The following is a 13639-nucleotide window of genomic DNA, read 5'->3' on the forward strand; positions in this document are numbered from 1 at the left end:
ATTTCTCTTCGCTATTCAAAATGAGGCGGTTAGCGACGGCTGGAAAGCGATGTTTTTTTCGGTCAATTTTCCTGGCCACCTCCGGATCATCCTTTACTGATCATCCGCATGGAAAACCAACCCAAAACACCGATGGCCAGTACCAGTACGATCCACAGCCAGGCGCGGTTGACGAGCAGGGGAGAGCGGACCGCGAGGTCCGGTCGAAGCCTGACTTCCGGGGCCAGGCGGACTTCGGGGACATCGCTGGGGATCTTTTCCTCGAAGCGATTGAGGTCGTAACGCGGGGCGATAGCGTCCGGCCAGCCGTACACCAGGTGATAATCCGCGGGCTCGGTGATCCGGAAGATGACGGCGGGATGGATCCCTTCCACCCGGGGCGAGCCGAACTTCAGCGGCGCGTTATCCTGATGATCGATGATCACCCGGATGCGGTAAGTACGCTCGGGAGGAAAAGTGAATACCGGTGGTTCCAGCGAACTGAGCACCCCGCGGTATACCTCCGTATAACGATACTGCACCCCGGATTCAGAGCGCGTACTGTCTGTCAGTAACTGGATGCGTAGGGGGCGGTAATAATCAAAGGTGTCGGTCACCGGGAGTTCAATGCGGGAAACGGGTACGGGGGTAGCGAGTTCCCATTCCAGTTCGGTTTGTTTCTGTTCTTTGTTTACCGTCGCCGATTGGGATATAATGGTGTACTCCTGGTAGTCAATATCCGGTTTTTGGAATAGGTGATAGGTAGCCGCCCGTAATTTCACCGTTTCCGAGCTGCTGATCTGGATGCGGTAATGACTGTAATCCGATTCGGGGAATTGCAGAGTCGTGAAGGCGTAATCTCCCAGTGGGCCCTCGTAGGCCAGAATGCGGTAGCCTTGCAGCAGGCTAAACCATTCCCGCCCGTCCGGACTTCCTTCCAGATCGATCCGCCAGTTAAAATCCGTATTGTCGAATTCCAGGTCGATCCGGTTGATCGCTTTGTCGTCATCTTTGGTCAGGGTGGCAAAATAGGTGTTGCCCTGTCGACTCTGATTGAGGAGGCGAAAATCGGAGCGTTCTACTTTTACTACCGGGTTCGGCCACCGGATCAGGTAGGGCGCTTCGATCGTATCGCCGGCCGCAGTGATCCCTTTTATCCGAAGGTCTCGTAAGGAGGGATCCAGATGGCGGAATATCCCGTCAGGGAGGGAAAGCTGTTGCCAGCCCGCTTCCGTGCCTTCCAGGTCGCGCAAAAAATGATAGGGGCCCCACTGCGCCGAAGCCGTAGTCCGGCAGCCGGCCAACAGGCAGATGGCAATTATCCACGGGGCCAGGAAAAAGCTATACTTCGTTTGCATCGGCAATGAGGTGTTTGAATTTGTTATACAGGAACGAGATCAACAACAGCAGTACGCCCAGTGACATCAATACCACGGTCTTGGACATGGTATTCAGGTGGGCAATATCGTAGAAGAATAACTTGATCAGTGTGATGGTGAACAGCACAATAGCGCTGATCCGCAGATAAGCCTTGCGGTGGGCGATCCCGAGGGCGATCAGGAACAGGGCATAAATACCCCAAAAGATACTGAGCCCGAGTTTTTCGGCATCTTCGACACCGGCTTGCTGCAGCAGGTGAATTAGTTCATTGCTGAGCAAAAACAAACTGACCAGATGCAAGAGTGCGTCGAACGGCCAGCTGCTTTTCAGGGGGATAAAGTCCATTCGCTGGTAACGGTAAGTGATGTACAACAGGCCGCCTACGATGAGATAGCCCAGATAGCGCAGGTAGGTAAACCCACCGGTCAGTATCACATCGCCGCCGTCGCTGAGCAGGTAGGATTCATCCAGCAGTCTTAGCGAGAACAGCCCGCCCGCCAGGAAAAAGAAGAGACCGTAGGCGTTCATAATGAGATTGATCACACCCAGTATCCGGTCCTTGATCCAGCGCATATTGACGAGCGAGAGCAAGGCGAGAAAAACCAGGGAGTAATAGATTACCCAGATGCTCGCCAGATGGGTAAAGGTACGGGAGCCGGCCGTGCTTTCCGGCATACTCGCCAGGGCCTCCCGCATCTGGATGCGGAAATAATATTCGATCTCCACGCGGAAAGTGAAATACAAGGCCATCAGGAAAACCGCGGGAATGGCAAACCGCAATCCCTGGTGCCAGATCTTGCCGGCGGGCAGGGCCGAGGTCCACTGCTTCCGGTTCTGCATCCACACCATCAGCCCGAAGATACCGCTGACGATCAGCGAACTCAGGAACTGGATGTTGAAGACCGGGGCAAGCAACAATTCCGTATCCTGATAAAATGCCTGATCGTAACTACTTGACCAGTCCTGCAGCAAACTGACGAAGGCAAGAATAGTGACCGGCAGGCTCATCTTCTCGTAGGCCTTGATCTGCCGGCTTCGTCCCAGCCAGAACAACAGGGCTGCTTCACCGGCCCAAAGCAGGGTCACCCAGTTGCCGTCCAGCTGAATAGGTACGGCGATGCTTAAAAAGACCAGTACCAGACCGACGATGAAATAGAACAAATTGCGGTCCGCCAGTTTATCCCGGTGCATCAGATAACCGACCCCGAAATGCACGGCGGCATTGGCAACGGCGAATACCCCCAGGAGATCGGCCCCGACGGGATGATCTTCCAGCATATTGTAGCCAAATCCGAAATAGATAAAGGAATTGGACAGCAGCAGGAGGATATCCGTCCAGCGGTAAGTCTCTTTCTGCATCAGTTTGTAAGCCAGAATAGTACCGTAGAACAACAGGAAGAAAACCGTACTGAACAGAAATCCGGTCAGGAAATGCTGATCCCGGGTATAGCCAAACAGCATCCACCAGGAGAAGATCAGCCAGGTCAGCCAGAAGGCCATAGAGAACAGGCTCTTCCAGTATTTTTTGAAGGCGATGACCAGAATTCCGGTATTGATGAGCGCCATATAGCCCAGCAGCACGGTGGCGCTACCGGATTCCTCACTGATCAGAAAGGGTACTCCGTAGGCACCCACCAGTCCCATCAGGGCGATGATCTGCCGGTCGTAATGCCAGGCGGCCAGTACGGTGAAGGCCGTAAACAGTGCCATCAGCACAAAGGCGATGCTCTGGGGCATCAACGCGTAATAATTAAAGGCAAAGTAGGTGATGATGTAGAGCACGGCCAGTCCGCCGCTAAGCAGCACGGCACTGAAGGCTTCGTATTTTTCTTTGAGTCGCATGGCGATCCCGGTCAGGGCAATACCGGCCAGGTAGCCGAGTACAATGCGGGTAAGCGGGGAGATCAGTTCGTGATCGATCGCATATTTGGCGCCGAAGGCAATCCCGATCACCGTAATGAGGATCCCGATCTTGCTGATGAGGTTCTCGCCGATGAATTTCTCCCAGTCCAGTCCGGTGCGGGAGGAAGGACGGAAACGATCCCATTTGTTGGAAGGAGGAGTTTCGGGAGCTTCTGTCACCGGGACAGCCTGCGTTTGGACGTCGGGAACTTGCTGTTTCGCACTTATTTTGGGAGGTGGGGCGGGGGAGAGTTGCTCTTCCGGCTGGTGCAACTGGTCGATCTCCCGCCGGAGCAGAGCGATCTCGCGTTGTAATTCATTCTGCCGGTGCACTACGCGATCCAGCTTTTTGGTGAGTTCCTCGTATTTATTCGGGTCCTGATCCATAAGGGTTTGATTAGTTCAGCCTGCAGTTAATACCGCCGGTAGGGTGGTGCGTTACGCCCGTTGCCGTTGGGGTTTTAGGTATTGGCCGCAAGTAGTATGTTTTTGGTAGCGCTTATGCTTTTTTTTCGACAAGATCGGCGCGGGTTCCGGACCGAATGCTTGGCGTTGCTGTCCAAATTTAAGAATTAATGTTTTTTGCCGGAGCATTCCTGCCAATTACGGCCTTTGCCCTGGTTTCGAAATTTTTCTTTTCTCCGGGCGGATTGGGAATTTTTTGCTGCGATGCATCAATTCGGGTAAACCTAACCCAGCCCGTCGATCGCTACTAAGTGTTTGTCAGTGGGAAAAAGTTCCGGTCAGAAGGTAGGAATCAGGCAGGAAAATTCCGACAGCATCCTTTTTCACGGCAATTTCCGTACCTAAGGTAGCTATTTCGTAGGGTGGGGATGTTGACGAAATTCAGATTGTAGGAAAAAAAATCAATGATTGGAACACCCGGTGCGGGCCATATTTTTCCCCTACTCATCTATGGAGGTTTCCACAAAACGAAAGTTATTTTTCCATTCGAAATGCATAAAAAGGACGTGTGGGTTGGGAAAAACGATAGAAAAAAATAAATTTGCCCTTACAGATTTGCCAAAGGCATCAATTTGATTGTATATTTGACGAGAATCGAAGACATCAATAATTTGTCTGAAAATAGAAAGGCACCCCGCTCCGGGGTTTTCGTTTTCACGGAATTGGCCTAATTTCAGATTGAAAGATATAGTCGTTTTAAGTTTCTGGTTTACTTGGGTTAAGCTAACATGTCTTAACCCAAGCTTTTTTTTGTCCCTATTGAAGGAAAAAAAGGCGGCTTCAAAGCCGCCTTTCAGTCGAATTAAGTTCCATACCTTTACTTGGGAAAAGCCAAACGGTATCTTTGTTTCTAGTTTTGTAAATGGCAAATAACATTTTCACTCACTAAGAGAAAATTTTGAAAATTGTTCTTTTTAGTTGAAAAAAAATCTAGATTAGCTCCAATAAAGAACAATATTTTGTCTAAGTTAAACTTGTCTGTTCTAATTACCAAGACAAATCATAGTTTATTTCGACTAAAGAACTCGCAAACGAGTGCGCAAACGGTTGCGGTGGAAAAATTCTGAAATAAATTTTGTAGACTACAATCACAAAAGGCACAATGGGGAGAATTACTGTAAAAGATATTGCCAGGCTGTTAAATATCAATCCATCAACTGTCTCCCGGGCGCTTAAGGATCATCCAGATATAAGTAAGGAAACTATTGAGAAGGTTAAACAGGTAGCCGAAGAGCTTGGCTACGAACCTAATCTGCAGGCCATATCCTTCCGAAATCGCAAAAGCCGGCTGATCGGTCTGATCATCCCGGATATGAATATGTATTTTTTCCCTTCGGTGATCAAAGCCATCGAAGATCGCGTAAGAGCGGAGGGATACAATCTGCTGGTGCTGCATTCCAATAACAGCCTGCGTGGAGAACAAAACAATACCAAGATCTGTGATCGTCTGGGGGTGGAAGGACTCCTGGTTTCGGTTTCCGCTGAATCCGAGAACCTGAGCCATTTTGAGGAACTGACCGAACGAGGCGTTCCCGTGGTCCTGTTTGATCGCATCGTGGATCGGCGGGATTTCCCCATCGTCTGTATCGATGATGTACAGGTCGCCGGAAAAGTGGTGAAGCACCTTTATGATCGGGGTTTCCGCAAAATATGCGGTGCTTTTGATGACCCACACCTGTCTATTTCCAAACGACGGCGGCAGGGATACGAAAAAATGCTACAGGATCTCGGACTGGAAGTAAAACCGGAATGGATCTTTCACGCCGATTCTTCGGAAACTGCGGGAGAAAAGATGGCCGAAGTACTGGATCTGCCCGATCAGCCGGATGCGATCTTTTCTATGAGCGATCAGTTATTGGTCGGCATCATGCAGGCCTGTCTGGCGAAGGGCGTGGAGATACCCGGGGAAATGGCGATCGCCTGTATCAGCAACGGTCTGGTACCTAACTTCTGGAAACCGCACATCACCTACATGCATCATTCCGGCGAAGAAGTAGGCGCCATTGCAGCGAACGTGCTGTTCAATATGATCCGCAACAATCCGGTGCCGCATATGAATTGGGTGGAGACCAATATGGTGGTCCAGTCCTCCACCTAGTAATACCTGCACTGTTGGTTCCTGACCGCCTGATTAGGTCTGCTGACGCGAAGCCATGGGGATTTCCCAAACCAATTTTACATCAGTATGGGTATCCCGTCTTTTAATCAGTACTTTTAAGGCCTGAGAGTGAGGTGGTTCATCCATCCGGCCTTTCCCGGCCCCTAATTACCGAGTACTGAATACCGCATACCATGTCCGAAATTACTTCCCGGTCCCGACTGGCCGGAGCTGTGCTGATCTGTCTTTTTTTCGTCATACCCGGGATGTTCTGGCCCGAAGCGGTTTTCGAATTCACGGGCAAGTTCACCCAACAAATTCTTTCCTTATTTCACGGCTTTTATCTGTGGCTGGGCCTGTTGCTGGTCCTCTTTTGTCTGGTGCTGGGATTTTCCCCCTGGGGTAAGATCCGGCTGGGCGGACCGGAGGAACGTCCGGCATTTGGTTTCTGGACCTGGCTGGCCATGCTCTACAGCGCCGGCATGGGAGCGGGACTGTTGCAGCGCGCCGTGCAGGAACCGGTATTTTATTACCTGAACCCGCCGGTGCCTTCCGTGCAGGATGAGCTGGGCCGGGAGATCCTTTCGCTCCAGTACGCGCATTTTCACTGGGGATTCACCGCCTGGGGCTTTTACGCTTCCTTTGCCCTCATTGCCGCCTATTTTCTTTTTCGGAAAAAGCGGGCGGCCCTGCCCAGTGTCATGCTGGGCGGAACTGAAGCCCGTCGTTTCAACTGGTTGGGCTGGCTCGATCTGCTGGTAATTCTGGCTACGGTATTCGGACTGGTGGCGTCCGTCGGTCTGGGTAGCGGACAGATCGCGGAGGGACTCAGCCAGTGGCTGGGTACGGATCTTCCGGTCTGGGATACGATCCTGGTGGCGCTATCCATCGGTGTGGTTGCCTTTATTTCTGCTTGGAGCGGTCTGGAGAAAGGTATCCGCTTTGTTTCCCAGATCAATATGAGCGGTGCGGTGATCCTGCTTCTGCTGTTCTTATTCCAGAATAATGCGGTCGAACTGATCAACCGCTTCGGCCTCAGCTTCTGGCATTACTTACGGGATTTTATTCCGATGAGCCTGGCTTTGGGCGAATACGGAACCAATCCGCAGTTTACGGCCGACTGGACGATCTTTTACTGGGCCTTCTGGTTGGCCTGGGCGCCCTTTACCGGCTTGTTTATCGCCCGGATCTCCCGCGGGCGTACCCTGCGGTCCTTCGTGCTGGGCGTATTGATCGTACCCGCCCTGGGTACATTTTTGTGGTTTTCGGTGTTTGGCACCCTGGCTTTCGATCAGGTAGCCGGCCTATCGGAAGCGGGGCGGCAGGAGATGACGGATATATTTAAGGCCACCTATTTATTTTATACCCAATTTCCCTTCGAGAACTTTGTCAATCCCTTAACCATATTTTTACTTTGCACCTTCCTGGTCACCTCGCTCGATTCGGCCATATACGTGGTGAGTATGATGACCGGAGGCGGTACGCAGATCCCGACCCGGGTGCATAAGATCACCTGGGGCATCGGTCTGCCGCTGATCACCGCGGTGGCGGTTTGGGTAGGAGGGGATGCGCTCCTGCGGTCGATGAGCAATCTACTGATCATCGTTGCCTTACCCTTCGGGATAATTCTTTTGGTAATGATCCTTTTCTTCATCAGGATGTTAGTTAGGGAAGAGAAAATATGGAAGAAAAATTAACACAGATACTGATTGAGATCCTACTGAGGGAGCCTTTTTTCGGCCATCTGGCCGCTAAATTGCTGCGGGAATCGCGGGAGGATGTCGAAGAGACCGGACTCGTCCTCCAGTCGGACGGAACCATCGTCCTGGGAGTGAACCCCGCCTTCTGGCGGCTGGCCGATCTGGATGAATCCGGCCGTTACGGTGCGATCAAACACGAATTGCTGCACCTGGCCCTACTGCATCCTTTCCGCAAACGCGAATTTGCCCAGGCGGAACTGTATACAATTGCGGCCGATCTGGTCGTTAACCAGTACCTGTCCGCCGATCAGTTGCGGCCGGACCAGATCCGGCTGGATCGCTTGCATTCCGTTGCCTGGGAACCCAATCGCAGCCTCGGCTATTACTATCGGAAACTGGAAGCCGCGCTGGCCGGAGCCCAGAAACTGAGCAAACCGGACCAGGAGCAGATCGGGCAGTGGTCGGACCCGTCACATCCGGCCCAGCAGCAACATCAATTCTGGGCGGATGCCATGGATACCCTGGACCTCGAACAAAAAGAGGCGCTGGCCTCTATCTGGCAGCACCAGATCAAAGGGCTGGTGGAGAAGGAAGTCACCGCTTCCTTTTACCGACTGGACGAACCCTTGCGGGAATTGATCTTCCGCCGGCTGGGCGAGCAGGCGGCCAAAGTCGACTGGAAGCGGGTACTGCGGATGTTTGCCACCAACAGCCGAAAGATGTTGTTGAAAGATACGATCCGGCGGCCGTCCAAACGCTACGGAACCGTGCCGGGTGTGAAGATCCGGCGACACCAGAAACTGATGATCGCCCTGGATACTTCCGGAAGTTTGCCCCCGGCTATGCTTAGTGCATTTTTACGGGAAATTCACCAACTTTGGCGCACCGGAGCCGAAATGACCATCGTTGAATGTGATGATCAGATCCATAACCAGTACCCCTATCGCGGTCAGAAGGTTTTGGACGTGGCCGGTCGCGGCTCTACCGCTTTTGATCCACCGATCCAACTGGCCAATGACCTGCGCCTGGACGGACTGATCTACCTGACGGACGGCTTTGGCCCGATCCCGGAAGTGGCTCCCCGGATGCCGATGCTCTGGCTGATCTCCCATCAGGGCATCCGCCCGGATAGCCGCACCTGGTCGCGTTTGCCGGGCCGGGTAGTGAAAATGAGTTAAAAGGTAAAGCCGGTTGCTTTGTTAACGGCTGGACCATCATTAGGCGCAGATCGGGTAGCACGAAACAATACCTCCCCGTGGGGAGTTTTTAATTTGATCACTGAAAAACAACAGTTTTAAGAAAGGCACAAAAACTACTTTGCCCGTTCCTTGCGGGCGAATACAGCATAAAGAAATATAGCATGACAGCATTTGATTATACTTACTACGGAACGAAGGTTAAAGCCGGATCGCTGATCGAGTTTCTGGAATACATGTTCGATATCAACGCCAAAGCGGCCGAAGCCGGTAAACTGCAGACGCCCGTATGCATCTGGGGATTACACGGTATCGGAAAAACGGAGATCGTACGCGATCTGGCCCGACGGAAAGATTATGGGTTTTCTTACATCGCCCCGGCACAGTTCGAGGAAATGGGAGACCTGCTGGGAATGCCCACTATTGACGGTGACGCTACGGTATTCCGGGCGCCGGACTGGGTGCCCCGGGAAGAAAAACCCGGTATCCTGCTGATCGATGATGTCAACCGGGCGGACGATCGCATCCTGCGGGGGATCATGCAGTTGCTCCAGAATTACGAGCTGGTAAGCTGGAGCCTGCCCAAAGGCTGGCAGATCGTACTGACGGCCAACCCCGACGGGGGCGACTATTCGGTCACTCCGCTCGATGATGCGATGTTGACCCGGATGATGCACATCACGCTGACCTTCGACGAGGTCGAATGGGCGCGCTGGGCGCAGGCCAGCGGTATCGATAGCCGGGGTATCGACTTCGTTTTGACCTATCCCGAAATGATGCAGGGGCAACGCACTACACCGCGTACCCTAGTGCAGTTCTTCCAGGCCATTGCCCCCATTGAAGACCTGAACCAAAACCTGGGACTGGTGAAGATCCTGGGCGATTCCTGTCTGGATGCCGAAACGGTAGCCGCTTTTATTGCGTTTGTCCAGGAAAGTCTGCACAAGCTACCGGAACCAGCCGAACTACTGGCTGCTTCCTCCGATACGGAATTCCGGAAGCAATTGGAGCCATTGATACAGGAAAAACCCGTACGCGTCGATCTCTTATCGACGCTGGCCTTCCGACTTTTTACTTTTGGCACCGATCCGAACGGGCAGGCACAGGCCGGACAGGTGGAAAATATGAAGCGCTTCCTGCTGCTGGACGCCATACCCGCGGACGTCCGGCTCGGCCTGGCGCGCAACCTGGCCACCACCAAACTGTCCGTCTGGCAGGAACTCCTGGAAGACCCCGACCTGATGGATCTCTTGCTGGGCTGATTTTGAACAACCAAATAATTTCAAATTTAATGAAGAACTTTCTTATTGTCATCCTGATCATAGGCGGCGCGCTACAATTTTCTTCCGCCCAATCGGGCAAGGCGCAACTGCCGGAATTTCAACTGGAAAAAAGCGATATAGAGGCGCAACTCCGATTCATTGCGTCCGATGAACTGATGGGTCGCCGGACCGGATCGATCGGTAATAATATTGCCGCCCGTTTCATTGCCGCAGAACTGGAAGCGCTGGGATATCGTTCGCCGGAAGGTGCCGACGATTATTTTCAAAAGATCAACTTCGCCGCCAGCCGTCCTCCCCGGGAAGGCAGCCTTCGTCTGGGAGATAAGGATTTTGCCCTGGGCGAGGATCTCATCCTGCTGGACGGAGAAAAGAAGACCGTCAAAGCACCGGCCGTTTATGCGGAATATGGCTGGATCGACGAGGCCGCCGGCCGCAATGATTACGCCGATCTGGATGTGAAAGGGAAAGTCGTCATTATCCTTTCCGGACTGCCGGACAGCAACGATCCTTCGGAGGTTTTTGCAGCCATGTCGACTAAAAGAAAACTGGCGGCCGACCGCGGAGCCGTAGCGCTGATTGAAGTGTATACCTTGTCTTATCCCTGGACGTTTTTTCGCAATTACTTTAGCCGGGAACGCATCGAACCTTCGGCGGGCGAAAATAAGGATGGATTGATCTACGCCTGGATCCAGGTGACCGACCGGTCCGATATCGAAGCGCTGAAAAATGGCAAAAGTCTCTCGGTAGAGCTGGAAAGCGGAAACGGAACGTACAAAAGTATGGCTTCCCAGAATGTCATTGGTGTGCTGGAAGGAACGGATCCCAAACTGAAGGAGGAGTATATCTTGCTGACGGCCCACTACGATCATGTCGGTACCGGCCGGCAGGGAGGTGGCGCTTTCGGTCCCCAGGACAGCATTTTTAACGGGGCCCGCGATAACGGCATCGGCGTAGTCGCTATTCTGGGAGCGGCAAAAGCCCTAGCTAAACAGCGCCCGAAGCGTTCGGTGATCATCCTGGCGGTAACCGCCGAGGAGATCGGTCTGCTCGGAAGCCAGTACTACGCGGCGCACCCGCTGATCCCACTCGAAAAAACGATCTTCAACCTGAATTCCGACGGTGCGGGCTACACCAATACCGAAGCGGCCGGCATCATCGGCTGGGACCGCACCGGTACGAATAAGTCGGTAGAACAGGGACTGGCGGCCTTTGGGCTCGAAGTGATCCCCGAGCCGGCGCGTGAACAGGGGTTATTCGATCGCTCCGACAATGTGTCTTTCGCCCGGGAGGGAGTACCCTGTCTGACTTTTAGTCCGGGATTCGAGACCTTCAACCAGGAGCTGATGAAAAATTACCACCAGGTAACGGACGAAGCGGATACGGTGGATTTTGATTACGTCCAGAAATTTGTGCAGGCATTTGCCCACACGGCCCGCCTGATCGCCGATGCGGATAAGCGGCCGGTCTGGGTGGCTGGAGATAAATACGAGGCGGCCGGCAAGGCGCTTTATGAGAAAAAATAATTTATGGACATTTAGCTTCAAGCAACATAAGAAATCACCGCAAAGGCGCCAAGCCGCAAAGATTTAGAGCTATCTTATTCGGAAAATTTGCCGCCGGCAAATTCACAAAACTTAGCGCCTTTGCGCCTTTGCGGTGAAAATAAATTAGTTTATGGAGCTGGCATTATAAAATATTAATTGTCAGGTATTTATATCTGAAATAGATATTATTTATTCAGGCTAGATCATAACTTTCCATTGCAGACCTGCCCTCACCCTTTCAGACTTTCCAGCGTCTTAAATAATGCGCCGTCCCGGGAGATCAGGGCGCCGTCTTCCATCATTTTGAAGAGTTCCATTTTGCGGTTGGGATGGTATTTCTTTTGCGCGGTATAGATCTTCAGTTTGGCGCCGCTGCTGGCCAGCAGGCGTGACATTTCCTCCGGGTCCTGCGCCTGGGTGAAATCGATATCCGATTTACCATCCACCAGCAGTCCGTTCATAACGATCTTGTGCTTTTCGCAGTGGAAGATCTTGATATCCTTCGGCGTTTTGTATTCCAGGTATTCGATCTGATCCAGGGTCTTGTCGAATATGATGTCACTAAAAAGTTCGATCAGTCCCTCGGCTTTTGCGGGGTCATCTTCTTTGATCTTTTCCCAGTCCGGTCCGGGAATGCCGTTGGCGGACAGAAACTGGATAAAATCCTGTTCCAGTTCACTCAGTTCCTCCAAAGTCAGTCTACGGTATTTCATATACAGAACTTTATCTTCTTGAATTTCGGGGCAAAGGTAACTATACTGACGTAAAATTGGTTTCGGAAATCCAAACCAATTTAAGTACAGCACGTACTGGGTAAGCGTTTGCAACGGTAAAAGGTGCCGGCTGCAGCCCGGAATTGGCAATGGATCGGCGGGATAGTCTACGACCTGCGAGTTTTACCATTCTGGTTTACCGGTCTTTAGCTCTTTTCCGGCGCAAATGCCTATATAAAATGCCGCATCAACTGAACATTCTGGAAGCTTCTGATCTTACTATTATTGCGGATCGCTGCGCGTAGCAGGTGTTCATCCGCGAAAAAATGGCCCGGGAAGAAGTCGGTCTGGTATCGTCTTCCAGAAGTCGGGCTTTCTTACTGCACCTTTTATATTATTTTCCGTAACATTGCGGGAATTAAAAAATTACCCTAAAGCGCTATGGATTTTATCATGCCGGATTTTGCGAGCGCCGCCGTTTGGATGAGCTTGCTGACCCTTACCTTTCTCGAGATCGTACTGGGTATCGACAACATCATTTTTATTTCCATTGCGGCCGGTAAATTGCCACCGGAAGATCGGCCCAAAGCCACGAATATCGGGCTGATCCTGGCTATGGTACTACGGATCGTTTTGCTTTTTGGCGTGTCGATCCTAGTCGCTATGGAAGAACCCTGGTTCACTATCGACAACTCGTTCATGCATGCCGGCTTTTCCGGACAAAGCCTGATCCTGATTGCCGGAGGGATATTCCTGCTGTACAAAAGTACCAATGAGATCCACCATAAGCTGGAAGGGGATGACCACGAAGACGCAACTTCGAAGAAAGGGAAGGCCACCTTATCCAGCGCCATTGTACAGATAACCATTATTAATATTGTATTTTCCTTCGACTCGATCCTGACGGCCGTCGGAATGACGAACGGTCTGCAGGGGGCTCTGATCATTATGATCGTCGCGGTGGTTATTTCCGTACTGATCATGATGCTGTTTGCCAATCCGGTCGGAGATTTCGTCAATAAGCATCCGACGATCCAGATGTTGGGGCTGGCCTTCCTGATCCTGATCGGCTTTATGCTGATCGCGGAGGGGGCTCACCTGGCCCACGTGGTGATCGCAGGGGCAGAGATCGGTGCGGTGCCGAAAGGGTATCTGTACTTCGCCATTGCCTTTTCCCTGCTGGTGGAATTCCTGAATATGCGGCTTCGCAAGAAGCAGGTGCCCGTACAGTTGCACGGTGTAAAGGAAGAGGCCGTTCGCGAAGGCGTTTTGCCAAGAGCCGAAACAAGACAAAAGAAGTAAAATATCTGGTGCCCATTGAATATCCTGGACTGACCTGAATTCTTTAATCGCCTAACTCCGGTCGGAAAGGAGATCGT

Annotated in this window: 10 protein-coding genes; 6 read left to right on the forward strand and 4 right to left on the reverse strand. The window is 52.1% G+C overall.

Annotated elements, in window-relative coordinates:
- Positions 1–86: 86 nt before the first annotated feature.
- The 3 genes from CRP01_RS14865 to CRP01_RS14875 all read right to left on the reverse strand — a co-directional run bounded on the left by CRP01_RS14865 (position 87) and on the right by CRP01_RS14875 (position 4595).
- Positions 87–1337 carry a DUF3999 family protein gene (locus CRP01_RS14865; protein WP_099150848.1) on the reverse strand — a complete coding sequence of 417 codons (1251 nt, stop codon included), beginning with the start codon at positions 1335–1337 and terminating at the stop codon, positions 87–89.
- Positions 1321–3648: a DUF2339 domain-containing protein gene (locus tag CRP01_RS14870; protein WP_099150849.1), complete on the reverse strand. Its 2328-nt coding sequence runs from the start codon at positions 3646–3648 to the stop codon at positions 1321–1323. Before CRP01_RS14870 ends, CRP01_RS14865 begins: the two co-directional genes overlap by 17 nt.
- 518 nt (positions 3649–4166) lie before the next feature.
- Complete coding sequence (locus CRP01_RS14875) at positions 4167–4595, reverse strand: hypothetical protein (RefSeq protein WP_099150850.1); 429 nt, start codon at positions 4593–4595, stop codon at positions 4167–4169.
- Positions 4596–4828: 233 nt separating this feature from the next.
- Between CRP01_RS14875 and CRP01_RS14880 the strand changes: the two genes are divergently transcribed.
- The 5 genes from CRP01_RS14880 (at position 4829) to CRP01_RS14900 (ending at position 11526) form a co-directional block, all read left to right on the forward strand.
- Positions 4829–5824: a LacI family DNA-binding transcriptional regulator gene (locus CRP01_RS14880; protein WP_099150851.1), complete on the forward strand. Its 996-nt coding sequence runs from the start codon at positions 4829–4831 to the stop codon at positions 5822–5824.
- A gap of 194 nt (positions 5825–6018) precedes the next feature.
- Positions 6019–7521, forward strand: coding sequence for a BCCT family transporter (locus CRP01_RS14885; RefSeq protein WP_099150852.1), 1503 nt, complete (start codon positions 6019–6021; stop codon positions 7519–7521).
- On the forward strand, positions 7506–8702 hold the full coding sequence (locus CRP01_RS14890; protein ID WP_099150853.1) for a vWA domain-containing protein: 1197 nt from the start codon (positions 7506–7508) through the stop codon (positions 8700–8702). Before CRP01_RS14885 ends, CRP01_RS14890 begins: the two co-directional genes overlap by 16 nt.
- A gap of 182 nt (positions 8703–8884) precedes the next feature.
- Positions 8885–9982 (forward strand): AAA family ATPase, encoded by a 1098-nt coding sequence (locus tag CRP01_RS14895; protein WP_099150854.1) that lies wholly within the window; start codon positions 8885–8887, stop codon positions 9980–9982.
- Positions 9983–10011: 29 nt separating this feature from the next.
- Entirely contained in the window at positions 10012–11526 is a 1515-nt protein-coding gene (locus tag CRP01_RS14900) for a M20/M25/M40 family metallo-hydrolase (protein WP_099150855.1), read from the forward strand.
- A gap of 251 nt (positions 11527–11777) precedes the next feature.
- On the opposite strand, the gene CRP01_RS14905 is transcribed toward CRP01_RS14900, so the two are convergent.
- Entirely contained in the window at positions 11778–12260 is a 483-nt protein-coding gene (locus tag CRP01_RS14905; protein WP_099150856.1) for a DUF6495 family protein, read from the reverse strand.
- 441 nt (positions 12261–12701) lie between these two features.
- Here CRP01_RS14905 and CRP01_RS14910 point away from each other — a divergent pair, with 441 nt between their 5' ends.
- Entirely contained in the window at positions 12702–13562 is an 861-nt protein-coding gene (locus tag CRP01_RS14910) for a TerC family protein (RefSeq protein WP_185154561.1), read from the forward strand.
- Positions 13563–13639: the final 77 nt, after the last annotated feature.

The organism is Flavilitoribacter nigricans DSM 23189 = NBRC 102662, assembly GCF_002646595.1.
GTDB lineage: Bacteria > Bacteroidota > Bacteroidia > Chitinophagales > Saprospiraceae > Flavilitoribacter > Flavilitoribacter nigricans.